Origin of the sequence: Pseudoduganella umbonata (assembly GCF_014192225.1) — a bacterium.
GTDB lineage: Bacteria > Pseudomonadota > Gammaproteobacteria > Burkholderiales > Burkholderiaceae_D > Rugamonas > Rugamonas umbonata.
The window spans coordinates 392,866-418,766 of sequence record NZ_JACHXS010000002.1 but is presented as its reverse complement, the minus strand read 5'-3'; the positions used below and the strand labels follow the sequence as shown (position 1 = coordinate 418,766).

The 25,901-nt window shown below is 65.6% G+C and carries 23 protein-coding genes and 1 pseudogene; 11 read left to right on the top strand and 13 right to left on the bottom strand.

Annotated elements, in window-relative coordinates; all coding sequences use genetic code 11:
• Positions 1–23 precede the first annotated feature (23 nt).
• Complete coding sequence (locus FHS02_RS06875; protein ID WP_137314752.1) at positions 24–608, bottom strand: DNA-3-methyladenine glycosylase; 585 nt, start codon at positions 606–608, stop codon at positions 24–26.
• A 186-nt stretch (positions 609–794) separates the two neighbouring features.
• On the opposite strand from FHS02_RS06875, the gene FHS02_RS06870 reads away from it, so the two are divergent.
• The 5 genes from FHS02_RS06870 to FHS02_RS06850 all read left to right on the top strand — a co-directional run bounded on the left by FHS02_RS06870 (position 795) and on the right by FHS02_RS06850 (position 7,292).
• Positions 795–1,673, top strand: coding sequence for an HDOD domain-containing protein (locus FHS02_RS06870; protein WP_229422238.1), 879 nt, complete (start codon positions 795–797; stop codon positions 1,671–1,673).
• Between the two features lie 31 nt (positions 1,674–1,704).
• Positions 1,705–2,895 (top strand): hypothetical protein, encoded by a 1,191-nt coding sequence (locus FHS02_RS06865; RefSeq protein ID WP_137314753.1) that lies wholly within the window; start codon positions 1,705–1,707, stop codon positions 2,893–2,895.
• Positions 2,896–2,962: 67 nt separating this feature from the next.
• Entirely contained in the window at positions 2,963–4,942 is a 1,980-nt protein-coding gene (locus FHS02_RS06860; RefSeq protein ID WP_137314754.1) for a CocE/NonD family hydrolase, read from the top strand.
• Positions 4,943–5,087: 145 nt separating this feature from the next.
• Positions 5,088–6,299 (top strand): tetratricopeptide repeat protein, encoded by a 1,212-nt coding sequence (locus tag FHS02_RS06855; RefSeq protein ID WP_229422239.1) that lies wholly within the window; start codon positions 5,088–5,090, stop codon positions 6,297–6,299.
• Positions 6,300–6,386: 87 nt separating this feature from the next.
• On the top strand, positions 6,387–7,292 hold the full coding sequence (locus FHS02_RS06850; protein ID WP_137314755.1) for an alpha/beta hydrolase: 906 nt from the start codon (positions 6,387–6,389) through the stop codon (positions 7,290–7,292).
• A gap of 2 nt (positions 7,293–7,294) precedes the next feature.
• On the opposite strand, the gene FHS02_RS06845 is transcribed toward FHS02_RS06850, so the two are convergent.
• Both FHS02_RS06845 and infA read right to left on the bottom strand, forming a co-directional pair.
• Positions 7,295–7,852 (bottom strand): RNA 2'-phosphotransferase, encoded by a 558-nt coding sequence (locus FHS02_RS06845; RefSeq protein WP_137314756.1) that lies wholly within the window; start codon positions 7,850–7,852, stop codon positions 7,295–7,297.
• 270 nt (positions 7,853–8,122) lie between these two features.
• Positions 8,123–8,383: a translation initiation factor IF-1 gene (infA, locus tag FHS02_RS06840; protein WP_137314757.1), complete on the bottom strand. Its 261-nt coding sequence runs from the start codon at positions 8,381–8,383 to the stop codon at positions 8,123–8,125.
• A gap of 658 nt (positions 8,384–9,041) precedes the next feature.
• Here infA and FHS02_RS06835 point away from each other — a divergent pair.
• Positions 9,042–9,278, top strand: coding sequence for a hypothetical protein (locus FHS02_RS06835; RefSeq protein WP_137314758.1), 237 nt, complete (start codon positions 9,042–9,044; stop codon positions 9,276–9,278).
• Positions 9,279–9,293: 15 nt separating this feature from the next.
• Positions 9,294–11,183: a hypothetical protein gene (locus FHS02_RS06830; protein WP_137314759.1), complete on the top strand. Its 1,890-nt coding sequence runs from the start codon at positions 9,294–9,296 to the stop codon at positions 11,181–11,183.
• An 85-nt stretch (positions 11,184–11,268) separates the two neighbouring features.
• On the opposite strand, the gene FHS02_RS06825 is transcribed toward FHS02_RS06830, so the two are convergent.
• Positions 11,269–11,760 carry a DNA-deoxyinosine glycosylase gene (locus FHS02_RS06825; RefSeq protein WP_137314760.1) on the bottom strand — a complete coding sequence of 164 codons (492 nt, stop codon included), beginning with the start codon at positions 11,758–11,760 and terminating at the stop codon, positions 11,269–11,271.
• Positions 11,761–11,794: 34 nt separating this feature from the next.
• Positions 11,795–11,926 carry a hypothetical protein gene (locus FHS02_RS31825; protein WP_259772473.1) on the bottom strand — a complete coding sequence of 44 codons (132 nt, stop codon included), beginning with the start codon at positions 11,924–11,926 and terminating at the stop codon, positions 11,795–11,797.
• Positions 11,927–12,093: 167 nt separating this feature from the next.
• On the opposite strand from FHS02_RS31825, the gene FHS02_RS06820 reads away from it, so the two are divergent.
• Both FHS02_RS06820 and FHS02_RS06815 read left to right on the top strand, forming a co-directional pair.
• Positions 12,094–13,047: a DMT family transporter gene (locus FHS02_RS06820; RefSeq protein ID WP_137314761.1), complete on the top strand. Its 954-nt coding sequence runs from the start codon at positions 12,094–12,096 to the stop codon at positions 13,045–13,047.
• Complete coding sequence (locus FHS02_RS06815) at positions 13,044–13,544, top strand: GNAT family N-acetyltransferase (protein WP_137314762.1); 501 nt, start codon at positions 13,044–13,046, stop codon at positions 13,542–13,544. Before FHS02_RS06820 ends, FHS02_RS06815 begins: the two co-directional genes overlap by 4 nt.
• A 215-nt stretch (positions 13,545–13,759) precedes the next feature.
• Here FHS02_RS06815 and FHS02_RS06810 read toward each other — a convergent pair whose 3' ends face one another.
• The 7 genes from FHS02_RS06810 to hutU all read right to left on the bottom strand — a co-directional run bounded on the left by FHS02_RS06810 (position 13,760) and on the right by hutU (position 22,707).
• Positions 13,760–15,286 carry an ABC transporter permease/substrate-binding protein gene (locus FHS02_RS06810; protein WP_137317524.1) on the bottom strand — a complete coding sequence of 509 codons (1,527 nt, stop codon included), beginning with the start codon at positions 15,284–15,286 and terminating at the stop codon, positions 13,760–13,762.
• Positions 15,287–15,306: 20 nt separating this feature from the next.
• Positions 15,307–16,578 (bottom strand): imidazolonepropionase, encoded by a 1,272-nt coding sequence (gene hutI, locus FHS02_RS06805; protein WP_137314763.1) that lies wholly within the window; start codon positions 16,576–16,578, stop codon positions 15,307–15,309.
• Between the two features lie 7 nt (positions 16,579–16,585).
• Positions 16,586–17,182, bottom strand: coding sequence for a HutD/Ves family protein (locus FHS02_RS06800; protein ID WP_137314764.1), 597 nt, complete (start codon positions 17,180–17,182; stop codon positions 16,586–16,588).
• Positions 17,179–18,567, bottom strand: a complete 1,389-nt coding sequence (locus FHS02_RS06795; RefSeq protein WP_137314765.1) for a formimidoylglutamate deiminase — start codon at positions 18,565–18,567, stop codon at positions 17,179–17,181. The genes FHS02_RS06800 and FHS02_RS06795 overlap by 4 nt, the downstream gene beginning before the upstream one ends.
• A complete protein-coding gene (hutG, locus tag FHS02_RS06790; RefSeq protein WP_137314766.1) occupies positions 18,564–19,364 on the bottom strand; it encodes an N-formylglutamate deformylase in 801 nt (266 codons plus the stop codon). The genes FHS02_RS06795 and hutG overlap by 4 nt, the downstream gene beginning before the upstream one ends.
• Positions 19,365–19,467: 103 nt before the next feature.
• The gene (gene hutH / locus FHS02_RS06785; protein ID WP_137314767.1) at positions 19,468–21,018 is read right to left on the bottom strand and encodes a histidine ammonia-lyase; all 1,551 of its coding nucleotides are present in this window, start codon (positions 21,016–21,018) and stop codon (positions 19,468–19,470) included.
• A complete protein-coding gene (gene hutU / locus FHS02_RS06780; protein ID WP_137314768.1) occupies positions 21,019–22,707 on the bottom strand; it encodes a urocanate hydratase in 1,689 nt (562 codons plus the stop codon).
• A gap of 169 nt (positions 22,708–22,876) precedes the next feature.
• Here hutU and FHS02_RS06775 point away from each other — a divergent pair.
• A pseudogene (locus FHS02_RS06775) lies at positions 22,877–23,949 on the top strand (IS1595 family transposase).
• A gap of 61 nt (positions 23,950–24,010) precedes the next feature.
• Here FHS02_RS06775 and FHS02_RS06770 read toward each other — a convergent pair.
• The gene (locus FHS02_RS06770) at positions 24,011–24,907 is read right to left on the bottom strand and encodes a LysR family transcriptional regulator (RefSeq protein ID WP_137314769.1); all 897 of its coding nucleotides are present in this window, start codon (positions 24,905–24,907) and stop codon (positions 24,011–24,013) included.
• Positions 24,908–25,024: 117 nt separating this feature from the next.
• On the opposite strand from FHS02_RS06770, the gene FHS02_RS06765 reads away from it, so the two are divergent.
• Positions 25,025–25,894: an aldo/keto reductase family oxidoreductase gene (locus FHS02_RS06765; protein WP_137314770.1), complete on the top strand. Its 870-nt coding sequence runs from the start codon at positions 25,025–25,027 to the stop codon at positions 25,892–25,894.
• Positions 25,895–25,901: the final 7 nt, after the last annotated feature.

The window sequence follows — 25,901 nt, the reverse complement described above, 5'->3', positions numbered from 1 at the left end:
CCCGGCGCGCCTGGCCGGTTCGTTCAGCCGGCCTGCCTGAACGGCTTGCTCAGGTAGGGCGAGCGGGCGACGCCGAAGCGCCACGGCGTATCCATTCCCTTCGAGATGCCGATGCGGGGGCCGGCCGCCACCGGCAAGTCCATCGCCGCGGCATCGCGCGGCAGCAGCTGGAACGGCGGCAGCGCCAGCGGCTTGGCGTTGTGCTCGCGCGTGATGCCCAGCGCCTGGCAGACCCGCCCCGGGCCCGAGCACAGCAGCCGCGGATCGTCGAGGCCGCGGCGCGCCACCATCATGTCGAGCCCGTGCAGCGGTTCGATCGCGCGGATCAGCACGCCAGCGCCATGGCCCTCTTCGCGGCACACGAAATTCAGGCACCAGTGGATGCCGTACGAGCGGTACACATAGGCGTGAGCCGGCGGGCCGAACATCGCGGCATTGCGTTCGGTGGGGCCGTTATAGGTGTGCGACGCGGGGTCTTCCCGGTCGTAGGCTTCGGTTTCGACGATGCGGCCGCCCACGCCATCCACCAGCACCGTCACCCCGATCAGCAGCCGTGCCACCTCGTGCGACGGTGCGCTGAAGTCGATTCCTGCAAGAAAATTGGTCATGCGACGATTGTAGCGCCGGGCTTTCAAAGCCAGCGCCGGGCTCGGCGACCTTGCCTTCCAGGCAAGTGCAATCTGTTCTTTTCGCTATCGAACCGGCGCGGATCGACAACATCGATACCTCGTCCAGAACAAAAATTGGGGCAAAATGATATTGCCGCATCGAAACAAGCGATAATGGCGCGTTCGATGTTCCAACCCACGACCATGACCACCGCCACCGCCCATGCCAGGGAATCCACCGTAGAAGACGCGCTGCTGCGCTCGATCCGCATTCCGCCGCGCCCGAGCCTGCTGGTCGACCTGCAGGCCGAGCTGGCGGAGGACGACCCGTCGCCGCGCCGCATCGCGCGCATCATCGGCAACGACGTGGGCATGTCCGGCGCGCTGCTGAAACTGGCCAATTCGCCGTTCTTCGGTGCCGCCCGCAAGGCCAAGTCGGTCGAGCAGGCGATCAATTTCCTGGGCATCAACCAGTGCGCCGCATTGCTGACGGGCCTGCTGGCGCGGCAGGCGATCGATGGCGGCAGCAATGCGTTGAACCAGTTCTGGGATACCAGCGCGCGGCGCGCCGAGTCGCTGGTGTTCATCGCCCGCCGGCTGCGCATCGCCCCGCCCGACATCGCCCACACGTTCGGCCTGTTCTGCGACATCGGCGTACCGCTGCTGATGGACCGTTTCGCCGATTACGCCGACACGCTGGCGATCGCCGGCCACGACACGCTGCGCCGCTTCACCGACGTGGAAGATGCGCGCCACAGTACCAACCATGCCGCCATCGGCTGCCTGCTGGCCCGCAACTGGGGGCTGTCGCCCGACGTTTCATGGGCGATCCTGCACCACCACGACTATTCGGTGCTGGACGACGACGCCACCGACGACGCGATCCGTTCGCTGGTGGCCGCGTCGGTGCTGGCCGAACGGGGCATTGCGCGCTACCATGGCAACCGCGATTCGCTGGAGTGGGAAAAAGGCGGTGAACCGGCCTGCCGCCACCTGGGCCTGGATGCCGGGGAGGCGGAAGACCTGCTCGAGGAATTGCACGACACCTTCCACATCGATCATTGACGATGCCCCCTCCGGAGGCATCGGGAAACCCATGCCCAAGAATAAAAAGCCCGTTCCCCGCAAGTCCGCCCTCCCCGCAGAAGAAAAAGAGGAAGTGCAGGTCGCCGCGCTGTGCGCGCTCGCGCTCGAACTGGCCGAACAGGAAGACAGCGACACGCTCGGCGATGCGCTGCGCCAGAAGGAAGCGGAGTTCAACCGCCTGCTGCGGCGCTACCTGAACGGCAATCACGACGACCTGCTGTATGGCGCCATCGAGCAGGCCAGCCACGAGGATATCGGTGCCTGGCGCCTGCTGCGCGCCGCCGTCGAGGAAGCCGCGGCGTCCCTGCAGATCCGCCGGGAGAATGCGCCGGCACTGGAAATCGATGTCTTTGCCATTCCCGTCTTCGTCGGCAGCACCGGCGGCCTGGTGGAAGCGGAAGGCTTCCAGGACGATGCGGCCTACGACGCGCTGCTCGACAGCATGAAGCGCGCCGGCCTGGAGAGCCCGCACGCGAAACTGGTGCTGGTGCGCCACGCCTACGATGCCGCGGAAGCCAGCCGCATTACCTACAGCCAGCTGCATGCGATGGCGCGCGAAGCGTCCGTTGTGCTGGGCAACAAGAAAGTGGCCGAGGCGCCGGCCCTGGAACGCAGCATCACCGGCTGGACCGATAGCCAGTTCGGCGCGGACGATGCGGCTGTGGAACTGCGCTTCCTGGTCGGCTTTTCGCAAAAGCGCGCCGACGATCCCTTTTACGCGGTGCCGGAAGACGAGGAAAAGGCCGCGGCATGGTTCGACGCGCGGACGGAACGCTTCCGCCGCTGGACGGAAGAGGCCGCGCCGCTGGTACAGCGCCTGTTCGCGCCGGCCGGCCGCCCGTTGCAGCTGAATTTCCTGTACCAGGACCTGTTCTTCGGCGCCCGCGAACAGGGGCTGGCGGAACAGGCGATGCTGGCGCTGATGGCCACGCTGGGCGCGGCGCTCGACGGGCATGCCGGCCCGGTGCGGGCCATCGTCGGCCCGGCCGACGTACAGGGCGACATGGTGCTGCGTGTGCAGCTGGTGGGCGGCGACGCCGTGCTCGGCACGGGCGAGCGCCCGCTGGCACTGGGCAGCGACCTGGCGGTGGAAGTGGACGACGTGCGCGATGCGCTGGCCACGCTGGGCATCGAGGACGTGGCTGTCGCCGCGCGCTTCGACGCCCAGGGCAACCCGGTCGATCCACGGCCGGTCGACTGACGGGCCCGGGCACGTTTCCACTTCGGCTACACTGCACGCTTCTTGTGTCGACCGAACGAAGGAAACGATGTCCCGCCCCATCCCCACGCAAATCAGCGCCCTCGCCCTCTCCCTCCTGTGTGCATTCGGCACCGCCCAGGCAGCCGGGCTGGCCGTCCACGACGACGAACCGGCAAAGGAAGCCAAAAGCGACCTGCGCGAGCGCTACACGAAATACGAATTCCAGGTGCCGATGCGCGACGGCGTGAAGCTGTTCACCGTGGTCTACGTGCCGAAAGACAGCAGCCGCAGCTACCCGTTCCTGATGCAGCGCACACCCTACAGTGCGGGCGTGTACGCCGACGAGCAGCTGCGCTACGGCGTGAACTTCATGCCGAAGCAGATCGGGCCGTCGAAGGAGTTCGAGGACAGCGGCTACATCTTCGTCAAGCAGGATGTGCGGGGCCGCTTCATGTCCGGGGGTAAATGGCAGGAAATGACGCCGCACGTGAACGCCCGGCGCGTGGCAGGCCAGGGCAACGAATCGCAGGACATGCACGACACCGTCGAATGGCTGCTGAAGAACGTGCCGAACAATAATGGCAAGGTCGGCATCCTCGGCATCAGCTACCCCGGCTTCTATACGTCGGCGAGCATCATCGATTCGCACCCGGCCATCAAGGCCGCGTCGCCGCAGGCGCCGGTGACGGACCTGTACATGGGCGACGATGCCTACCACGGCGGCGCCTTCATGCTGGCCGCCAACTTCGACTTCTATGCCGCGTTCACCGAGGAACCGAACCCCACGCCGCTGCCGAAAACGTGGAGCGACTTCGACTACGGCGTGCCGGACGGCTACGATTACTTCCTGCAGCGGCTGACGCTGGCGAACATCGCGTCGAGCCTGTCGGACAAGCAGCGCACGCTGTTTTCGCCGATGATCGAGCACACTACCTACGACGATTTCTGGAAGAGCCGCAATATCGCGCCGCACCTGAAGAACGTGAAGGCGGCCGTGCTCACGGTGGGCGGCTGGTACGACGCGGAAGACCTGCAGGGCCCCTTCACCACGTATCACGCCATCAAGAAATACAACCCCACCACGTTCAACGGACTGGTGGTGGGCCCGTGGGTGCACGGCGGCTGGGCCGGCGGCGACGGCAAGAGCCTGGGCCGGGTCCGGTTCGATGCCAATACGGGCGACTACTTCCGCAAGCAGATCCAGTACCCGTTCTTCGAGCAGCACCTGAAGGGCGCCAAGCCGGCGAAGCCGATCGCCGAGGTGACGGCCTTCGAAACGGGCACCAATGTGTGGCGCCAGTACACCGCATGGCCGCCGCAGGCGGCAAAGCCGCGCATCCTCTACTTCGGCGCCAATGGCGGACTGGGCTGGCAAAAGCCCGCCACCGCGGCCGACCGCGACAGCGGCTACGACGAATACGTGAGCGATCCGAAGAAGCCGGTGCCGTTCGTCGGCTACCCCGCCACCGGCGTGCCGAAGGAATACATGGTGTCCGACCAGCGCTTCGCCGCCACCCGGCCGGACGTGCTGGTCTACCAGACCGAACCGCTGGAACAGGACGTGACGATCGCCGGGCCGGTCACGCCGAAGCTGTTCGTTTCCACCAGCGGCACGGACGCCGACTGGGTGGTGAAGCTGATCGACGTCTACCCGAACGATTATCCGGATGCCTCCGACGGCGAGCGCAAGCGCGGCAAGGACGTGCCGGCACCGACCCCGACGATGGCCGGCTACCAGCAGCTGGTGCGCGGCAACCCGCTGCGCGGCAAGTTCCGCAACAGCTTCGAGCGGGCCGAGGCGTTCGTGCCGAACAAGGTCGAGGCCGTGAATTTCCACCTGGGCGACGTGCATCACACGTTCCGCCGCGGCCACCGCATCATGGTGCAGGTGCAAAGCTCGTGGTTCCCGCTGATCGACCTGAATCCGCAGACGTTCACGGATATCCCGACGGCCAAGCCGGAAGACTTCAGGAAGGCCACCCAGCGCGTCTACCACGCGCCGGAAACGCCTTCGGGCCTGCAGCTGCTGGTGCTGCCGTCCCGCTGATGCCGCGGCTTTGACAAGCGAAACGGCGGGGAGGATACTGGCCCGATAGGAGGGTGCCATGTCCAGTTCCTCGCCCGCTTGCCTGCCGGGGTCCTCGCTGGTTGGTCGGCTTGAATCCCCGCTTGAATTCCCGCTTGAATCCCGTTTGCGTGAATCGCGCCGGCGTGAATCGCGCTGGCGCGCCGCGCGGCTGGCGCTGGCCCTGCTTCTCGCGGCCGCCATGGCCGCACTGGGCGGCTGCGCCACCGCGCTCGCACCGCAGGCGCCGCCCGGCGACCTGTTTGCCGATCACCTGTTCGCCCCCGCCAATACCACGCTCACCGAAGCCGAGATCTTCGCGCTGACGCCGGCCATGCAGACCTATACGCGTGAAGTGCAGCGCCACCGCCGCGGCCGGGAAATCCGGCGCGCGCTGTTCGAGGCGCTGTACCAGCGCGACGGCCTGCAGCTCGAATACGACTCCGCGATGACGCGCACGGCATCGCAGGCGTTCGAGGCGCGCCAGGGCAACTGCCTGTCGCTGGTGATCATGACGGCGGCGCTCGCAAACGAGCTGAACATTCCGGTCGTGTTCCAGGACATTCCCGTCGACGATGCGTGGAGCCGCAGCGGCGACCTTTATTTCAACAGCGGCCACGTCAACCTGAAGCTGGGCAGGATATTCCGGGATACCGTGAGCACGTACGACAGCGCCAGCTACATGGTGGTCGACTTCCTGCCGCCGCCCGACGGCCGCATGAAGGAAGGCAACGTGATCGCCCGCCACACGGTGGTGGCGATGTTCATGAACAACCGCGCCGCCGAGGCCCTGGCGCGCGAGCGCTTCGACGACGCCTACTGGTGGGCGCGCCAGGCGATTGCCGCCGACCCGGCCCTGCTGTATGCCTACAACACGCTGGCCGTGGTGTACCGCCGCCATGGCGATGCGGCACTGGCCGAGCGCACGCTGCGCTGGGCGCTGGAGCGCGAGCCGAACAGCACGATGGTGTTGAACAACCTGGCCCAGCTGCTCGACGCCGAAGGCCGCAAGGCCGAAGCGGGCGTGCTGCGCCAGCAGCTGGCGCGGCTGCAGCCGGTGGCACCGTTCCACTACTTCGACCTGGGCCGTGCGGCGATGGCGATGGGCGACTGGTCCCGCGCCCGCCGGCTGTTCGAACGCGAATTGCAGCGCGACCCGGATTATCACGAATTCCATGCCTGGATGGCTGCCGCCCTGCGGCAACTGGGCGACCATCGCCGCGCCGACGAGCATATCAAACGGGCCAGGGACACCAGCACCACGCGCACCGACCACGCGCTGTATGCGGCCAAGCTGGACCGCCTGCGCGCGCAGGCGGCACCCGTGCCGCAGCACTGAATCCTGGAGCGGCTCCCAGGCAACACCCCTAGCGAAAACGCAACAGCATGCGCGACGCCCGGCCGCGTTTGGCGGTAGACTGGGCTCATGAGTACATCGAGAAAAGTCGCCGCCGCCGTGGGCGTGGTCGGTTTCCTGTGGGCCGGCATGATTTCCGCAATCGCAGCCGGCCAACGCAAGCTGCTGTTCAATCCCACGCTGGTACGTGAAGTGCAAAATCCGCGCAGCAGCGCGCATCGCACGCGCGCCGTGGTGCTGCGCGCCAACGACGGCACGCGCCTGGCGGGCTGGCTGATGACGCCGCCTACGCCGGGGCCGCATCCGGCCGTCGTCTATTTCGGCGGCCGCTCGGAAGAAGTGTCGTGGGTGGTGCGCGATGCGGGCAACCTGTTTCCCGGCATGGCCGTGCTGGCGATGAACTACCGCGGCTACGGCGATTCGCGCGGCGAGCCGGGCGAGGAACACATGGTCGAGGATGGCTGCATGCTGTTCGACTGGCTGTGCGGCCGCAGCAACGTGGACCGGCAACGGATGGCCGTCGTGGGCCGTAGCCTCGGTTCCGGCGTGGCGGTGCAGGTGGCCAAGGAAAGGCCGGCGCATTCGGTGGTGCTGATCACGCCCTACGACTCGATCCTGGCGCTGGCCCAGCGCCGTTTCCGCGGCGTGCCCGTCAGCTACCTGCTGCGCCACCGCTTCGAATCGATCAAGTACGCCTCGCTGCTGTCCGCCCCGACCTATGTGCTGCGCGCGGCGAGCGACGACGTGGTGCCGCACATGCATACCGATGTGCTCGTATCGAAACTGCTGCGCGTCCACATGGATGAAACGATTCCCGAATCGGATCACATGAACATTCCCTACCTGCCGGCCACGCAGCAGAAGATCGCGCAGTTCCTGACCACGCAATTCACGCTCACCCAGCCGTTGCAGCCGGCGCCGACGCCGGACACACAGCAGCAGACGCAGACGGACGATACCCCGACCGCGGCGTAGCGTCACTTTCCCGGAAAATCGATGAAGCGCACCGGCACCGCGCCGGTCAGCCACACGCCGTTGTCGGACTGGTAGAACACCTGGCCCTGCGCATGCAGGTCGGCTGCGCGGATTTCCAGCACGACCGGCACGCCGTGGCGTGCTCCCACCCTGGTGGCGGTATCCCGGTCGGCGGACAGGTGCACATGCTGCCGCGCGCCCGGCCGCAGTCCGGACTGGCGGATCGCGGTGATGAAGCGGCTGGCCGTGCCGTGGTAAAGCACGCGAGGCGGAATCGATGGGGCCAGCGCCAGGTCCACGGAACGCAGCGAATGGCCCTGGCTGGCGCGGATGCGCGCACCGTCCTCGCTGAAGGCAAAGCGTTGTTTGTCGTTGCCGGCGACGACCTCGCGCAGCGTTTCCAGCGTGAGCGGCGTGCCGTGTTGACTGGCCTTGTCGAGCAGCTCGGCCACGTCGGCCCAGCCGTTACGGTCCAGCGTGAGGCCGATCGTATCGGGCGCGTGGCGCAGGATCAGGGACAGGAACCGGCTGATACGTTCGTTGGGCTTGCGGGCAGGCATGGGCAGCGGATCGGTCTGGCGATGGCGTTGCCCATGATTGTATTGGGTTTGCCGGTACGAGGTTATCGGTCGGACCGGCAGGCGATCAGGTCGCCATTGGCATGTTGTATTCAGCCCAGGTGCCAACGCCTGTGCCGATGCGTACGTCCCTGAAGTCCGCTAGCTGAAGTCGCTAGCTGAAGTCGCCAGCTGAAATCAGCCAGGACCGGCCCGCAGGTGACGAACGGGTACTACCTTGTGCCGCGCTGAGGAAATCGCGCTGTACAGCGATTAACGGCGGCGAGGCTGATGCGTTGGCACTGGGCCACGCTTTTCGATGTGACGGAATGTGATGCGACCCTTGTTCAGGTCGTATGGCGACATTTCCAGCGTCACACGGTCACCCGCAATGATACGGATGTGGTTTTTCTTCATTTTGCCGGAGGTGTAGGCGATCAGCTTGTGACCGTTGTCGAGATCGACGCGGAAGCGCATTTCCGGCAGGATTTCCGTGACGAGACCGTTCATTTCGATAAGTTCTTCTTTAGCCATATTCCCTTTCGATGGTGCCCGCATGACGCGGACGGATACTACAGTAATGGATGAGCAACAGTGAGGGTGCGCTCGGTGGCAAGCGGGAAGTTACGCAGATGAGGGCGTAACGGGGAAAAAAAAGCCCGCTTGCTGCGGGCTTCGTTTCAATGTGCTGCCAATGCTTGTATCGCTGTTTCAGCCCATGCTATCTGCATGGTGCGAAACTCCGGGGCGCCTGCGCTATCTGCGCAGTGCGGCCGGCGTGTAAATCCGACAAAGTCTGGAACGACAACCCTGCAGGCGTCCCGGTTTTTCAACCGCTCGCGTCACAGCATTACACTTGCCTGTTCGCGCCACCTGCTTCGGCCGATGCGAATAAACTCACCGACAAACAAAGTATAGCATAAGCCTTTGTGCGACGCACAAAATTATGCGAAGAAATTTTTGGTGCTTGCCGAGTCGGTGTGCCGGGCGCGCAGTGCAGATCGCGCTGGAATAATACCGGCTCTGGCACATCGCCATCGCAGCCACGGACGAGGATCTGGCGGAGCCCTTAGCGGAAGCGTTCGTGGCCTACCTGGCGGAACGTTGACCAGTTGCCTGACAGTCAATGCAATCGGACGATTTGCTGCCTAAGCTATAGCAGGACGCCAGATCCCCTTCTCCGGAGAGCACCGTGCCCATCAAGGACATAGACAGTTACGAGGTCGAGTTTACGGGCGAAGCGCTGGAAGGCACCGCGCAGTGGGGTGCCTACGTGTCGATCCTGGCGCCGTCCGCCAACCCGATGCACATGCACGTTCTCTACCCCAAGAAGCGCGTGTCGGCCGATCTCACGTTGCTGGACCAGCAGGCCGCCGAGGCCGAGGCGGAACGGGTGGCGATGACGATCCTGGAGAAATTGCGCTCTTAGGCAGGTGCTCAGGGCATGCCCGGAGGCCGCGCAGCTGCCCGGATCGGGCCGTACGCATCCGTGATACCGCTCCAGGTCATTAGCTGGCACCCACTGAAATCCCGCACCTACGGTTTCCCGAACTGGCCAATTGATCTGACCATTGCTTCCGAATGTACCCAATTTGCCTATTCAGAAAAACTTATTCCTCATGGCCACTATATTCATCCAGTCGTAAGCCGTACACAACACTATCAAATCGCAACTGGACAGCAAAAATTGAATTCCAGCCGAGGTGATGGTAGCTTAGTTCATCACCAATCCTCTCGAACTGACGTGGAAACTGAAAATCCGAAAGCATCACATCCTGAGCAAAACGAAGCCGTTTTAAAGCTGGAAAATCGCCTTCTCGAGCTGACAAAAAACATTGAAGCGAAAGAAGCGTCGCTTAAAACCGCAGAGGCCGTAACACTTAAGAATATTGAAGAGGCCGCGAACAAAGCATCGGGCGCTGCAGTTGACCGGGTTGTTAAAATAGTTGAACTGACGAAGAACATGATTCTCCTCCTGATTGCTGGGGGAACGATTTTAGGAATCGGCGGATATTTCCAAATCCAGAGGCATGTCAAATCTTTTGCCGAAGCCAAAGTCAAATCATGGCTTGACGTGACTGATGAATCATCCCCTTTACACGGGTCCATAACAAAGTTAACGACCCGTGTTGCCACCACAGCATTGATCATGGAACGTGCGAGATCTGGAACCCGGACTGCGATTGGCGAACTAAAAATAACGTCAGTCTGGATCGATAAAATTCTAAAAGAAATTATTGACCCGTTAACATCGGAATCTGACTTCAGTGATCTGGTGCTTGCTTTGGCGACAGAATCTTCGCTGATTGGAGGCGGTGAGCATCGTGGCAGGGTGATCGAAGTCATAAAAAACGCGCTGATCGACCCGGCGTTTCCGGCCCAGAAAAAGGCAGTGATCCTGCGAACATTCGGCTTCGACCCATCGCTTCGGGACGCCGCTCTGAAAGTCTTCTTGAATGACAAAAATATTGTCTCCCAAGCCGCTGCTTTCAGATACATCCGAAAGACCACATCCGAACGGACTGTTCTTCCCCTTGCAAAGCCAATCCTGAAACTGGACGTGGAGAAAGATGACCTCACAAATGCCACGCTTCAGCTTGAGGCCGCATCAGTTTTGGCCGAAATCGACTTTCGTTCAGCAGACCTCCACGCGTTCCTGCAGAAGAAAAACAGAGGTGAAGACGTGGTTCTGGAAAATGCCGTCATTGCGCTTGCGGCACTTGCCCGCCTGGCCCCAGCCCGGTTTACATACGATCCGGTACCCGAGCAGGAGAAAGCCCAGCGGCTGAGCTTTGCCATACCATTTCTCCAAAAGGCTGTTGAAAGTGGCATTCGCGTCGTCTGGACTTCAACCAGCGCGTCCACTCCAGCGATCGCATTATCACAAGCAACCAGGAATGGCGCGAAATTGCATTACATCCCTGATCCGCGAACGATTTTGGCACAGGGATTGGCGAATGAATTGCTGTCAAAGCTGGGAAGGGATACCAAGGGTCTCGATAAATTAACACATGCATTTACCTCTACCGATACCTTTGATCGGGCGACCAGCTTACCTTATAAGATAGCAATCGTGCTTGGCGAAAAAGATCAACTCATGACCACTACCAGGGAAGTCATCAATAAAACAAGAACCAATGGTCAAATTTATCTGGAAAGAGATGTTGAAAATAATTCCAGTACCCTGATCCGCTGGCAGGATATTGATGGACTTTACAAGGCCGGATATCTTTTAAGTGCAAATCTGCAAACCGCTTCAATTTCAATTATCCCGGCCTCACCATCCAAAGCCCATATTCTCGAAAATTACACATTTAATTCAGTAGACATGTGAACTCCTCAGGAACCGCCGCCTTTCGTCCCAAGCATGCCTGCGCAGCTGGAAATCCAGTATGGCCAATCCTATCGCTGGCTCAGGGTTAATTTCCGATCAATGCTGACCATACCCGCAGTTTCTGCTCGAACGTCATTCCAGCGTTCGCCGGCGACGACGAGGGCAGCACGACGGTCCGGTATCCGGCGGCGGCGAACTGCGGGGCGAACTTGCCGGATGCCTGGCCGTTGAACCCTACCGTTTCCAATTGCGGGCAGAGATGATGCAGCCGCTGGAAATCATTGGCGGCGGGCCGGCGTATGGCCGAGTCGAGACTGCCTTCGCGCTCGCAAGCGCCGAGCACATCCCACAAGCCGATGCCGTGGGCCAGGAGCCGCGGCAGCCTTTCACTGTAGGGCAGGGAAAACAGGTCTTCGTTGACCAGCGCGGAGACCAGCCGCCAGAACCCGTTGCGCGGGTGTGCGTAATACTGCTGCGCCGCCAGCGATGCGGCGCCGGGAAAACTGCCCAGTATCAGGATGCGGGTACGGGAATCGATCACCGGCGCCAGGCCGGTCAGGAGCGTTTCGGATGCCATGCGCCGGATTGTAGCGCCGCCCGATGAAAATCGTTCAAAGCGGCGACACCAGCCGCAGGATAACGAGGTGCGACAGCGCACCCTCCGCGCAGGTCGCGAGGAAAGCGGCCAGGACGCCGATATAGGCCAGCAGCGTGATGACTTTCAGATGCAGCGTCCAGTTCATGATGTTGATTCCTGGCTAGTTGGTCGTCCATCGTAATTGCGCTTTTTGCAGCTTCGTTGACGTATCGGCTTCACTTGAGACGACTCAAGTGGCACGGGTGTGACAGCAACACCGGCAATCGCAAGATGCTCTAGGGCAAGGAAACGGAAACACCCTATACTGGCGCAATGCCTTCTCCCGTTCTTTTCGTTATCGCCTGCCTGATCTGGGGTTCCACGTTCTGGGCCATCACCCTGCAGCTGGGCGAGGTGCCGCCGTCCGTCTCCGTCGTCTACCGTTTCGCGCTCGCTTCGGCCGTGCTGTTCGCCTGGTGCAAGCTGCGCGGCGACAGCCTGCGGCTCTCCTGGCGCGCGCAACGGTGGACGATCGTGCAAGGCTGCGCCACGTTCGGCCTCAGCTACATCTGCACGTACACGTCGGAGCAATACCTCGTCTCGGCGCTGGTCGCCGTGCTGTTCGCACTGATGGTGTTCTGGAACCCGATCCTGAACCGCATGATCCTCGGCACGCCGCTGTCGTGGCGGACGTGGGCGGCAGGTACCGTCTCGGTACTCGGCGTGATCCTGCTGTTCTGGCAATCGATCGGCGGGGCCGTGCGCGAGATCCTCGCCGGCGGCGATGGCCACTTCCTGCTGGGGCTGGTCCTGGCGCTGGTGGCCACGGTGGCCAGTTCCGTCGGCAACGTGCTGGTGGTGAGAGTGCGCGAACACGACAGCAACGTGCTGCTGACGATGGCGTGGGGCATGCTGTGGGGCACGCTGATGGTGGCGGCATGGGTCGTCGTCACCGGCCAGCCGTTCGTGCTGCCGGCCACGGCCCGCTACTGGGGCGGGCTGCTGTACCTGTCGCTGTTCGGCTCCGTGATCGCGTTTGCCTGCTACTTCACGCTGATCCACCGGATCGGTTCCGGCAAGGCCGTGTACATCGGCGTGGTCACGCCGGTGATCTCGGTGCTGCTGTCGATCCGCCTCGAAGATTTCCGCCCGGGCGTCATCGAATGCCTGGGTATGCTGCTGTGCCTGGCCAGTGTGGCCTGGGCGCTGAAGGGGCCAACCGCCCCGCGCGCCCCTGCCCCGGCCGCCATCGAACCCGAACCCGAATTGTTGAAGAAAGCCTCATGACCGCACTGCACATCCGCCCTGCCCGCCCCGACGACGTTGCCCCGATCCTCGCGATGATCCGCGAACTGGCCGTGTTCGAGAAACTGGAACACATGGTGATCGCCAACGAAGCGATGCTGCACGACGCGCTATTCGGCGCGCGGCCGCCATGCGAGGCGATCGTCGGCGAGGAAACACAGGACGGACAAGCGGGCGAAGTGGTCACCTTCGCGCTGTTCTTCCACAATTTTTCCACCTTCCTCGGCCGCAAGGGCCTGTACCTGGAAGACCTCTACGTCAAGCAGGATCGGCGCGGCCACGGGCATGGCAAGCGCATGCTGTCGGCGCTGGCGGCACTTGCCGTCGAGCGCCAATGCGGCCGCTTCGAATGGTCGGTGCTGGACTGGAACGCCAACGCGATCGCGTTCTACGAAAAGATGGGCGCCGCCGTACTGCCCGACTGGCGCATCTGCCGCGTCACCGGCGATGCGCTGACGGCGCTGGCATTGCAACGCTGAGAGATAAGGCTGAGATGCGGCTGAGATGCGGCTGAGATGCGACTGAGATACGGCTGAGATGCAGCGGGGATAAAAAGAAGCCACGCGGCACTTGGCGGCGTGGCGTGAACCCAGGTGTCAGGTGGGAGGGGAGATAATCAACGGGTTCAATATAGTCCCGTGCTCCCGGCTGCTGCCCGGGCTTTTACAAATGCTTACGCCCAGGAGTAAAACGCTTACTTCCTGTGTGCAACGACAAAGCGCCGCTCGAGCAGTTCGAACAGTCCCTGCGTCAGCAGCGCCAGCGCCGCCGCGGGCAAGGCGCCGGCCAGCAGCATCATGTTGTCGTTCAGCGCCAGGCCGGTGGTGATCCGCTCGCCGTAGCCGCCGGCACCGATGAACGCGGCGATGGTGGCGGTGCCCACGCTCATCACGGCCGCCGTCTTCACGCCCGCCAGGATTACCGGCAGCGCCAGCGGCAGGTCGATGTGCCACAGGCGCTGGTGCGGCGTCAGCCCCAGCGCCAGCGCGGCTTGCCGCAGGCCGGGGGCGATGCCGAGGATGCCGGTGCACGTGTTGCGCACGATGGGCAGCAGCGCATACACGAACAGCGCCACCAGCGCCGGCACGATGCCGATGGTGCCCATTAGCGGAATCAGCATCGCCAGCAGGGCCAGCGACGGCACCGTTTGCAACATGCCCGTCAACGCCAGCACCGGTTGCCGCAGCCGCGGCCGGAAGGCCGCCAGCACGCCAAGCGGAATGCCGGCGATGGCGGCCAGCAGTACGGACAGCGCGACGAGCAGCACGTGCTGCCCTGTCAGCCTGGCGAGGTCGGGGCCGAACAGCACGCCGGCCAGCGACCGCGGCGCGGCGGCGGGCTGCTCCTCCACCGCTACCTGCGCCGCCACCTGCTCCCCTCCGGCGCCACGTTTGCCCGCATCCTGCCGCGCCAGCCAGCGCCGCGCCACTTCCGCGAACGCCTGCCCTTCCAGTTCGGCGGCCGCATTCATGCCGATCATGTCGCGTTCGGCGATCTTTCCCTCCAGTCCTTCGATGGCTTTCCACGCCTGGGGAAAACGCTGCGCGGCATCGAGGCGGTACAGCAGCACCGCGTCGTAGCGTGGGAAGTAGGCGCGGTCGTCGCGCAGTACCGTCAGGCCGTAGCGGGCGATCTTCGCATCCGTCGAATAGATGTCGATCACGTCCACCTGCCGCGCCGCCAGCGCTTCATAGGCGATGCCGTGATCGAGGCCGCGCGGCTCCTGCGGCAAGGCATAGCGGCGCGCCAGGCCCGGCCAGCCGTCGGCGCGGCCGATGAATTCGTGGGAAAGGCCGAAGCGCAGGTCTGGCTGGCGCGCCAGGTCGGACAGCGTAGCGATGCCGGCATCGCTACGCACCGCCAGCGCGTAGGTATTGTTGAAGCCGAGCGGCACGGCGACGCCGAAGCCCATTTTCGCCAGTTCGGCGCGGATCTGTGCGAGGCTCGAGGGCCGCTTGTCCCGTGTGCCGTGCTTGAGGATTTCCTGGTCGATCGTGCCCACGTATTCCGGGTACAGGTCGATGCTGCCGTTCTTCAGCGCCGCCAGCACGATGGCGGTGTTGCCGAGCCCCTGCCGGTGTTCGACCTTTACATGGGGGGCGGCCGTCTGCGCCACGACTTCGGCCAGGATGTACGATTCCGTGAAGCGCTTGGAGCCGACGCGCAGCGTGCCGTCGTCGGCGCGGGCCAGCGACGCGCACAGCAGCGCCACGGCCGCCATGGCGGCAAGGAAGGCGGCCCTCACGCTGCCACTTGCGGCATGCGCCACACCCCGCCGTTGACGACCGCCGCGCAGGGATTGCCGCCGATCGCGTAGCACAGGTCCGCCGGCCGGGCGATGCGCCACAGCGCGAAGTCGGCGCGCTTGCCCACTTCCAGCGTGCCGGTTTCGCCGTGCAGGCCGAGCGCGCGGGCGGCATGGATGGTGGCGCCAAGCAGCGCCTCGCGCGGTGTCAGCCGCCACAGCGTGCAGGCCATGTTCAGCGCCAGCAGCAGCGACGTCAGCGGCGACGTGCCGGGATTGCAGTCGGTGGCGACCGCCATCGGCACGCCGGCCGCACGCAAGGCGGCCACCGGCGGCGGCGTGGTATCGCGCAGGAAGTAGTACGCGCCCGGCAGCAGCACGGCGACCGTGCCGCCGGCCGCCATCGCGGCGATGCCGGCTTCACTCACATGTTCCAGGTGATCGGCGGACAGGCCGCGGTAGCGCGCCACGAGCGCGGCGCCGCCCTGGTCCGACAATTGTTCCGCATGCAGTTTCACGGGCAGCCCCGCGCGCCGGGCCGCTTCGAACACGCGCCCGGTCTGCGCCGCGGTAAAACCGATGCGCTCGCAGAAGGCATCCACGGCGTCGGCCAGTCCTTCGCCGGCCAGTGCGGGGATCATCGTGCACACGGCATCGATGTAGTCGTCGGCCCGCCCCGCATATTCGGGCGGCAGCGCATGCGCGCCCAGGAACGTGGTGGCGACGCGCACCGGCAGCACCTGCGCCACGCGCCGCGCCACGCGCAGCATCTTCGCTTCGTTTTCCAGATCGAGGCCGTAGCCGGACTTGATTTCCAGCGTCGTCACGCCTTCGGCCAGCAGGTTGCGGATGCGCGGCAGGCTTTGCTCCAGCAGGGCCTCCTCATCCACCGCGCGGGTGGCGCGCACGGTGGCCATGATGCCGCCGCCGGCGCGTGCGATGTCTTCATAGGTGGCGCCGTTCAGGCGCGCCTCGAATTCGTCGCTGCGATTGCCGGCGTGGACGATGTGCGTGTGGCAGTCGACCAGGCCCGGCGTGAGCCAGCAGCCGTGGCCATCGCGCTCGTCCGCCGCGCTGCCGTGTGCCGCCGCCTCGGCGCGGGGACCGAGCCAGGCGATGCGGCCATCCCGAACGGCGATCGCGCCGTCGCGGACGATGCCATATCCATCGCCATAGCCGTCGCCATGGCTTTCACCTTCACCATGCCCCTCGCCGCCGGCCAGCGTGGCCAGGTGGACATTCGTGATCAACAGGTCCCATCCGCTCATCCCTTGCTCATTCCTCGCTGCTCTCGTCATCGGGAATGATATCAACAATGTAGACGGTGGCCTGCGGCGCTTCCAGTATCCAGTGCTGCTCGCGGTCGAGCACCACGGCATCGTAGCGCACCATCGACATGCGCTCGCGCGCGCTGTGCACAGTCATGGAATCGCCGTCGGCCATGAACAGCACGGTCAGCGCACTGCGCCGTTCCAGCTCGGAATAGTCGCGGAACACGCGGCGTTCCACCTGGTGCGAGCAGCGCCCGCGCCGCGTCATCACGTTGAAGTCCACGGTGGGAACGCCATCGACGGTGGCGGAGACCGGCACTTCGCCGGGGAAGGCCACCACCGGTTCGCGTTCGCTGAGCGCCACCCTGCGCTCGTTGCCCACGTCCAGCACCACGCTGCCGCCATCGACCAGCGACAGCGTGCGGTCGACGCCGGGGAACGTGGAGAACGGACCGCTGTGGACAATGGTCGCCAGGCTGATGCGGAAGTCGAAGTCGTCCAGCGTGGCGCCGGGCGGCGATGCGAGGATTTCGGTCGTGCATCCGCCGCCGTTCTTCCAGGGCGTGGGATGCAGGCTTGCGTACTGTATCAGCGTCGTCATGGTCGCAGCTCGCGCAGGTTGGCCAACGTTTCCTTGAAGCGCCCGGCGATGGCCGCCTGCGCCACATGCTGCCGGCCGCGAACGACCCACTGCCCGCCGGCCAGCACATCCTTCACCAGGTTGTCGTTGCCGCTGAAAACGAAGCCGTTCAGCAGCTCGGGCGGCGCGGACACGTTCGGGTGCGCCTCGTCCAGTACCAGCAGGTCGGCGGCGTAACCGGGCGCCAGCGCGCCCACCCGCCTTCCCGCGGCCTGCGCGCCACCCGCCAGCGCGGCGCGCCAGAGATGATCGCCGACGCGGCGCTCATCCGTCGTGACGGCGACATTGCGCCGCTGCCCCGCCAGCCGCTGGCCGTATTCGAGCCAGCGCAGTTCTTCCACCGGGCTGGTGGACACGTGGCTGTCGCTGCCGATGCCGAACCGGCCGCCCCGCTCCAGGAACGGGGCCAGCGGAAACAGGCCGTCGCCCAGGTTCGCTTCGGTCGTCGGGCACAGCCCGGCCACCGCGCCGCTGGCGGCAATGGCCGCCACTTCGTCATCCGCCACATGGGTGGCATGCACGAGGCACCAGCGCTCGTCGACCGGCAGATTATCGTACAGGAATTGCACGGGGCGGCGCCCGCTATGGTCGATACACTGCTGCACTTCGCCCCCCTGCTCGGCAATATGGATGTGCACCGGCCGCTCCGGCGACAGGCCCGCCAGCAGGTCGCGGATCTGCGCCACCGAGGCGGCACGCAGCGAATGCGGCGCCACCCCTACTTCGACCATCGGGCCGCGCAACGGTTCCAATGCCGCCACGATTGCCAGCACGTCCGCCGGGCCGGCGCGGAAGCGGCGCTGTTCGTCGCGCAGCGGCGCACCGCCGAAACCGGCATGCGCGTACAACACCGGCAGCATGGTGATGCCGATGCCTGCGTGGCGCGCGGCGGCGATCACGCGCCGTGCGGTTTCCGCCACGTCCGGGTACAACGCGCCATCGGGCGCCCGGTGGACATAATTGAATTCGCAGATCGAGGTGTAGCCGTGCCTCAGGCATTCGGCGAACAGCTGGGCGGCGATGGCTTCCATCTGCTCCGGCGCGATGCCGAGTGCGAAGCGGTACATCAGGTCGCGCCAGGTCCAGAAGCTGTCCGCGCTTTTTGCCCGATCCTCACCCGCGATTTCCGTCAGGCCCGACAGCGCCCGCTGGAAACTGTGCGAGTGCAGGTTGATCATGCCGGGCAGCACATAGTCGGCGGTTTCGATACCGGCCGATTCGCTACCGTCCATGGCCGGGGCATCCGGCGTTACCGCCGTGAAACGGCCATCGCCGCCCCATTGCAGCAGCACATCGCGCCGCCAGCCGTCGGGCAGCAGCGCGTGACGTGCGAACAGGGCCGTCACGCCGCGCCCCGCTCGCCTGCCCAGCCGGCGGCCGCCTCCAGCATCCGCCGCAGCAGCGGCTGCACCTGCGCCGCCAAGTCGGGGCGATAGCCGAATGGGGCGGTCTCATCCATATAAGTGCTCTGGCACATTTCCAGCTGCAATGCATGGATGCCCACTCCAGGGCGGCCATGGGTGCGCGTGATGTGGCCGCCCTTGAAGCGGCCGTTGACGGCGATCGTGTAGCGGCCATCGGCCCGCGCGGCGGCGGTCACGACGTCCATCAGCGCCGGATCGCAGCTGGCGCCGTCGGCGCTGCCGAAGTTCAGGTCGGGCAACTTGCCCTCAAAGAAGCGCGGGACGACCGAGGCGATCGAATGCGCCTCCCACAGCACCACCCGGCCGTGCCGGTCCAGCAGCCGGCCGAGCTCGGCGCGCAGCCGCTCGTGATACGGCTGCCAGTACAGGGCCAGGCGGCGCCGCACTTCCGCGTCGTCCGGCGCCCGGCCCGGCTGGTACAGCGGTTCGCGGCCAAACGTATCGAGCGGGCACAGGCCGGTCGTGTCCTGGCCCGGATACAGGTTGGTGTTGTCCGCGGGCCGGTTCAGGTCGATCACGTAGCGCGACCAGTGCGCCGCCAGGGTCGATGCGCCGATATCGCGGGCAAAGCCGTACAGCTCGCGCAGGTGCCAGTCGGTATCCGCTTTCGGCAGCGCGGCCGGTGTCATCGCGGCGGCGATATCGTCTGGAATGGCGGTGCCCACGTGGGGCATCGAGACCAGCAGCGGCAGCGTGCCCGCTTCAAAATGAAAATCCACTCCAGCCTCCTTGCGTGTGCAGCGGTGCAAAACCGGTGACAGGCTCCAATTTCCAGGCAATGTTCGTTGCAAAAAAACCGGTGTCTGTCACCGGTTTTGGGTGTCACGGGTGAAGCGGTGTGAACAGCGGGCGGCAGTCGGCCGACAGGGCGCCATCCAGCACCAGCCGTTTCGCCGCCTCGATATCGGGTGCGAAGTAACGGTCGGCATCGTAGAACGGTACGTGCCGCCGCAACTGGGCGTGAACGTGTTCCAGGTGCGGCGACGTCGTCAGCGGCCGGTGGAAGTCGATGCCCTGGGCGGCCGCCAGCAGCTCGATGCCGACGATGGCCGCCGTATTGTGCGCCATCTCGTCGAGCCGGCGCGCCGCGAACGTGGCCATGCTCACGTGGTCTTCCTGGTTGGCGGAGGTGGGCAGGCTGTCCACGCTGGCCGGGTGCGCCAGCGACTTGTTTTCCGAGGCCAGCGCGGCGGCCGTCACGTGCGCGATCATGAAGCCGGAGTTGACACCCGGTTCGCGCACCAGGAAAGGCGGCAGGCCGGACAGCGTGGCATCGATCAGCAGCGCGATGCGGCGCTCGGCGATGCTGCCGATTTCCGCGATGGCCAGCGCCAGCGTATCGGCCGCGAAGGCCACCGGCTCGGCATGGAAGTTGCCGCCCGAGACGATGGCGACGTCGCCGGCCGCATCGCCGCTGCCCAGGAACAGCAGCGGATTGTCGGTGACGGCGTTCGCTTCGATCAGCAGGGTGCGGGTGGCGTTGGCGATCAGGTCCATGCAGGCGCCCATCACCTGCGGCTGGCAGCGCAGGCAGTACGGGTCCTGCACGCGTTCGTCGCCCAGCAGGTGCGAGGCGCGGATCGCGCTGCCGGCCACCAGTTGGCGGTAGATCGCCGCGGCGGCGATCTGGCCGGGCTGGCCGCGTACTTCATGTACGCGGGCGTCGAACGGCGCATCGCTGCCCTTGGCGGCATCGAGCGACAGCGACCCGGTGACGATGCCCGCTTCCAGCAGCCGCTCGGCCATGAACAGGCCGTGCAGGGCCAGCGCGGTGGAGGCCTGGGTGCCGTTGATCAGCGCCAGCCCTTCCTTCGGCGCCAGGGTCACGGGCGCGATGCCGGCCGCGGCGAGCGCTTCGCTGGCCTGCATCAGTTCGCCCTTCACGCGCACCGGGCCCACGCCCAGCAGCGCCAGCGTCATGTGCGCCAGCGGCGCCAGGTCGCCGGAGGCGCCGACCGACCCCTTGACGGGGATGGCCGGCACGATGCCCGCGTTGTACAGGGCAATCAGGGTATCGATGACGGCGGCGCGGATGCCGGAATAGCCGCGCGCCAGGCTGCCGATCTTCGTCAGCATCAGCAGGCGCACCACGTGGTCGGGCATCAGCTCGCCGGTGCCCACCGAGTGCGACAGGATCAGGTTGCGCTGCAGCTGCTCCAGCTGGTCGTCCGGGATGCGGGTCTTCGCCAGCAGGCCGAAGCCCGTGTTGATGCCGTAGGCGGCGTCGCCTTTTCGCACGATGGCCTGGACCGCCCGGGCGGCGGCGTCGATCTGCGCGTAGGCTTCGCACGCCAGTGCGATGGGGCCATGCGCCGTCCAGGCGGCGCGCAGGTCGGCCAGCGTCAGCTTGCCGGGATTCAGGGTCAGCGTCATTTACTTCACCATGGGCAGGTTGAGGCCATTGCGTTGCGCGCAGGCGATTGCGGAGTCGTAGCCGGCATCGGCATGGCGCATCACGCCGGAACCGCTGTCGTTGACGAGCACACGCGCCAGCCGGGCCGCGGCGGCGTCGGTGCCGTCGGCAACGATGACGACGCCGGCATGCTGCGAGTATCCCATGCCCACGCCGCCGCCGTGGTGCAGCGACACCCACGTGGCGCCGCCCGCCGTATTCAGCAGCGCGTTCAGCAGCGGCCAGTCGGACACGGCATCGCTGCCGTCCTTCATGCTTTCCGTTTCGCGGTTCGGGCTGGCGACGGAACCGGTATCGAGGTGGTCGCGGCCGATCACGATGGGCGCCTTCAGCTCGCCGTTCTTCACCATTTCGTTGAAGGCCAGGCCGGCGAGGTGGCGCTCGCCGAGGCCCAGCCAGCAGATCCGCGCCGGCAGGCCCTGGAAGGCGATGCGGTCGCGCGCCATGTCCAGCCAGCGGTGCACGTTGGCGTGGTGCGGGAACAGTTCCTTGATCTTCGCATCGGTCTTGTAGATGTCTTCCGGGTCGCCCGACAGCGCCACCCAGCGGAACGGTCCGCGCCCCTCGCAGAACTGCGGCCGGATGTAGGCCGGCACGAAGCCGGGGAAGCCGAATGCATTTTCCACGCCGGCGTCGAATGCGACCTGCCGGATGTTGTTGCCGTAGTCGACCACCTGCGCGCCCAGTGCCTGGAAATCGAGCATCGCCGCCACGTGCACGGCGCACGATGCGGCGGCCGCCGCTTGCAGCGCGGCGTGTTTGGCCGGCTCGGCACGGGCGGCCTGCCAGTCGGCCACGCTCCAGCCCTGCGGCAGGTAGCCGTTGATCAGGTCGTGCGCGGAGGTCTGGTCGGTGACCAGGTCCGGCACCAGGCCGCCCTCCCTGGCGCGCCGCACCAGCTCCGGCAGCACGTCGGCGGCATTGCCGAGCAGGCCGATCGAGACGGCCTCGCCGTTGTCCTTGTGCCGGCGCACCATCTCCAGTGCTTCGTCGATGGAAGCAGCCTGTTTGTCGAGGTAGCGCGTGCGCAGGCGGAAATCGATGCTGGCCTGCTGGCACTCGACGGTCAGCGAGACGGCGCCGGCCATGGTGGCCGCCAGCGGCTGCGCGCCGCCCATGCCGCCCAGGCCGGCGGTGAGGATCCAGCGGCCCTTCAGGTCGCCGCCGAAATGCTGGCGGCCCGCTTCCGCGAACGTTTCGTACGTGCCCTGCACGATGCCCTGCGTGCCGATGTAGATCCAGCTGCCGGCCGTCATCTGGCCATACATGAACAGGCCCTTGCGATCGAGCTCGTTGAAGTGTTCCCAGTTCGCCCACTTCGGCACCAGGTTCGAATTGGCGATCAGCACGCGCGGCGCATCCGCATGGGTGCGGAACACGCCGACCGGCTTGCCGGACTGGATCAGCAGCGTTTCCTCTTCGCCCAGCGCTTCCAGGGCGGCCAGGATCGCATCGAAACACGCCCAGTCGCGGGCGGCGCGGCCGATGCCGCCGTAGACGACCAGCGCCTGCGGGTTCTCGGCCACTTCCTTGTCCAGGTTGTTCTGGATCATCCGGTACGCCGCTTCGGCGCCCCAGGTCTTGCACGTCCTGTCGGGACCGCGCGGGGCGCGGATATCGCGGGTGGGATCGAAGCGCGGGTCGCTCATGGCGTCTCCTGATGGCGGGTGGTGGCGGATCGTTACAGCATAGGTTGTCTATACAAGTTCAGTCAAATGGTTTTTTGCCATGGCGCTGTTCGCTTTAGCTGAGGGAACTTCTCCCCGGAACTGCTGTCTGATCTCCTGTTGAGATACTTCATGTATATCAGGAGGCCGTATGGGTGCAGCAGAGCTCGGCGCCGTCATCGCGGCGCTTGCGAAACTCCAGCTTTCCGAGGATGAGATCGCCTTGCTGCAAGGCGCGCTCGCCACTTTCGTGCAACCGGGCCAGTGCCTGCGCCTGATCGAGGAAGCCGCCGGCAGACCTGCATGTCCGGTGTGCGGCAATCCACGGTGCCACCGCTGCGGCCATGCCAATGGTTTGCAACGTTATCGCTGCGTGGTGTGCCGGCGCAGCTTCAACGCCCTGACCGGCACGCCGCTGGCCCGCCTGCGGCTGCGCGACAAATGGCTGCCATACCTGCAATGCCTGATCGACTCGACCACCGTGCGCGCCGCGGCGGAGCGGGTCGCGGTCGCCAGGTCCACCAGCTTCCGGTGGCGCCACCGGTTCATTGCCGGCGTGCGCCGGGAACCGCGGCCGCAGTTATCGGGCGTCGTCGATATGACGAAGGAGGAGTGCTCGCTTGCATGCGAGCACCGCTGCGTAGGCGGCGAGTGGTGCTCGCCGAAACCCCTACTACGCCTTATCATCTCGAATCGCAAAAGGGCTCGCGCCACATGGACCGCCCGCCCCGCAAGCGCGGCGGTAAAGCCAGCCGGCGCGGCATCAGCAAGCAGTTCGACTGCATCCTTGTCGCCCGCGACCGCAATCGGCAAACCTGCGACTTCGTCACCGGCCGCGGCCCGGTCAGTGCCAGCCAGCTGGCGCAGCACCTGCGACCGGTGCTGGCGCCGGACGTGTTACTCGTCACCGATGCCGCCAGGTCGTACCGGGCCTTCGCGCAGCGCGCAGGGATCACGCACGAAACCGTGAACGTGAAGGCGGGCATCCGGGCGCGCGGCGCGATCCATATCCAGAACGTGAACGGATGGCACAGCCGCTTCAAGACCTGGCTGCGGCGCTTCAATGGTGTCGCGAGCCGCTACCTGGCCAACTACGCAGGCTGGCAACGGGTGCTCGATGCGGCCGTATTGCCAACGCCAAGGCAGTGGCTCGGCGTTGCTGTGAAAAATTTAGCGGATGAGTCCGGCACATTGAGACAAAAGAACGGACAACAGAACGGGTAAAAAGTTCCGTACCGACAGGAACTGTCGAGCCAACGCGAACAGCGCCTTTGCCATGGCGTCGTCATGCCCCGCGGATGAAATCGATGAACGCCCGCAGCGGCGCGGGCACCAGGCGGCGGCCCGGGTAATACAGGAAAGGACCGGAAAAACTGAGCCACCAGGGCGCAAGCACGGGCTCGAGTTCGCCACGCGCGATATACGGCCGCAGCCAGTCCTCGAACAGGTAGACGATGCCGGCGCCGGCCACCGCCGCGTTCACCGCGAGGTCGGCTCCGGCACCCAGCCGCACCCGCAGCGGTCCCTGCGGGTCGACCCGCACGGTTTCTCCGTCGCGCGTGAATTCCCAGGGCATGGCGGTGCCACCGGCAAAGTAACCGGCCAGGCAGGCATGCCGCAGCAGTTCGCGCGGATGCGCGGGCCGCCCCGCACGGTCGAGATACGCCGGGGACGCGGCGGCGGCGAAACGCTGCACGCGCGGCCCGATGGGCACGGCGATCATGTCCTGCTCGAGCCGTTCTTCATAGCGGATGCCGGCATCGAAGCCGGCGGCCAGCATGTCGACGAAGCTGTCCTCGACAGCGACATCGAGCACGATGTCCGGATACGCGGCGAGGAAGCGCGGCACGAGCGACGGCAGCACCAGCCGCGACGCGGCCAGCGGCACATTCAGCCGCAAGGTGCCGGTGGGCCGGTCGCGGAAGGCGTTGACCACGTCGAGCGCGCTTTGCACCTCGTTCAGCGCCGGGGCCAGCCGGTCGAGCAGGCTGCGGCCCGCCTCGGTGGGCACCACGCTGCGCGTGCTGCGGTTCAGCAGCCGCACGCCGAGCCGCGCTTCCAGCCGCCGGACCGCCTCGCTGATGCCGGACGCGCTGACGCCGGCGGCGCGCGCGGCATCGCGGAACCCGCCGGCCCGCGCCACCGCCACGAAGGCGTCCAGATCGCCAAGATCGACTTTCATCGCTGCCTCCCCCATCATTGTTCGATTTTTCGCACAACCCATGCACACTTTACTGGATTGTCGCGCAGCCGATGCGCTTTTATCCTTTGTCCATTACTACTCATGAAGGAGAACGGCATGTCGACTACCCATCACACGACCTGGCAACTGGGCGACCGCACCGTCAACCGGCTTGGCTACGGCGCCATGCAGCTGGCGGGACCGGGCGTATTCGGCCCGCCGAAGGACCCGGAAGCCGCGCGCGCGGTACTGCGCGCCGCGGTGGAGGGCGGCGTCGATCACATCGACACGTCGGATTTCTACGGGCCGCACATCACCAACCGCCTGATCCGCGAAGCGCTGCATCCCTACCCCGCCAACCTGAGCATCGTGACGAAGATCGGCGCGCGGCGCGACGCCGGGGGCAACTGGCTGCCGGCGTTCTCGAAGGAAGAACTGACGGCGGCGGTGCACGACAACCTGCGCAACCTGGGGCTGGACTCGCTCGATGTCGTCAACCTGCGCGCCATGTTCGATGTGCACGGCCCGGCGGAAGGTTCGCTGGAAGCACCGCTGGCCGTGCTGGCCGGCCTGCGCGAGCAGGGCCTGGTGCGCCACATCGGCCTCTCTAACGTGACGGCGGCGCAGGTGCAGGAAGCACGCCGCATGGTGCCGATCGCGTGCGTGCAGAACCAGTACAACCTGGTCCACCGCGGCGACGATGCGCTGATCGACGCGCTGGCCGCCGAAGGCATCGCCTACGTGCCGTTCTTCCCGCTGGGCGGCTTTTCGCCGCTGCAGTCGGACACGCTGTCGGCCGTGGCGGCGCGGCTCGATACCACGCCGATGGCGGTGGCGATCGCGTGGCTGCTGCAACGGTCGCCGAACATCCTGGTGATTCCCGGCACCTCGTCGGTCACGCACCTGCGGCAGAATCTCGCCGCCGCGGCGCTGGTGCTGCCGGCCGATGCGGTGGCGGAGCTGGACCGGATCGCGGCGATGTCCTGAGCGCGCG

Coding starts and splice junctions, on each gene's coding strand:
- FHS02_RS06820 (WP_137314761.1), top strand. CDS start 12,094: ATGCCTTCTCCCGTTCTTTTCGTTATCGCCTGCCTGATCTGGGGTTCC.
- FHS02_RS06825 (WP_137314760.1), bottom strand. CDS start 11,760: ATGGCATCCGAAACGCTCCTGACCGGCCTGGCGCCGGTGATCGATTCC.
- FHS02_RS06815 (WP_137314762.1), top strand. CDS start 13,044: ATGACCGCACTGCACATCCGCCCTGCCCGCCCCGACGACGTTGCCCCG.
- hutH (WP_137314767.1), bottom strand. CDS start 21,018: ATGACGCTGACCCTGAATCCCGGCAAGCTGACGCTGGCCGACCTGCGC.
- FHS02_RS31825 (WP_259772473.1), bottom strand. CDS start 11,926: ATGAACTGGACGCTGCATCTGAAAGTCATCACGCTGCTGGCCTATATC.
- FHS02_RS06860 (WP_137314754.1), top strand. CDS start 2,963: ATGTCCCGCCCCATCCCCACGCAAATCAGCGCCCTCGCCCTCTCCCTC.
- FHS02_RS06830 (WP_137314759.1), top strand. CDS start 9,294: ATGCCCGGAGGCCGCGCAGCTGCCCGGATCGGGCCGTACGCATCCGTG.
- hutU (WP_137314768.1), bottom strand. CDS start 22,707: ATGAGCGACCCGCGCTTCGATCCCACCCGCGATATCCGCGCCCCGCGC.
- hutI (WP_137314763.1), bottom strand. CDS start 16,578: ATGAGCGGATGGGACCTGTTGATCACGAATGTCCACCTGGCCACGCTG.
- FHS02_RS06770 (WP_137314769.1), bottom strand. CDS start 24,907: ATGAAAGTCGATCTTGGCGATCTGGACGCCTTCGTGGCGGTGGCGCGG.
- infA (WP_137314757.1), bottom strand. CDS start 8,383: ATGGCTAAAGAAGAACTTATCGAAATGAACGGTCTCGTCACGGAAATC.
- FHS02_RS06875 (WP_137314752.1), bottom strand. CDS start 608: ATGACCAATTTTCTTGCAGGAATCGACTTCAGCGCACCGTCGCACGAG.
- FHS02_RS06865 (WP_137314753.1), top strand. CDS start 1,705: ATGCCCAAGAATAAAAAGCCCGTTCCCCGCAAGTCCGCCCTCCCCGCA.
- FHS02_RS06845 (WP_137314756.1), bottom strand. CDS start 7,852: ATGCCTGCCCGCAAGCCCAACGAACGTATCAGCCGGTTCCTGTCCCTG.
- FHS02_RS06765 (WP_137314770.1), top strand. CDS start 25,025: ATGTCGACTACCCATCACACGACCTGGCAACTGGGCGACCGCACCGTC.
- FHS02_RS06810 (WP_137317524.1), bottom strand. CDS start 15,286: ATGGCGGCCGTGGCGCTGCTGTGCGCGTCGCTGGCCCGCGCCGACGAC.
- FHS02_RS06870 (WP_229422238.1), top strand. CDS start 795: ATGTTCCAACCCACGACCATGACCACCGCCACCGCCCATGCCAGGGAA.
- FHS02_RS06850 (WP_137314755.1), top strand. CDS start 6,387: ATGAGTACATCGAGAAAAGTCGCCGCCGCCGTGGGCGTGGTCGGTTTC.
- FHS02_RS06800 (WP_137314764.1), bottom strand. CDS start 17,182: ATGACGACGCTGATACAGTACGCAAGCCTGCATCCCACGCCCTGGAAG.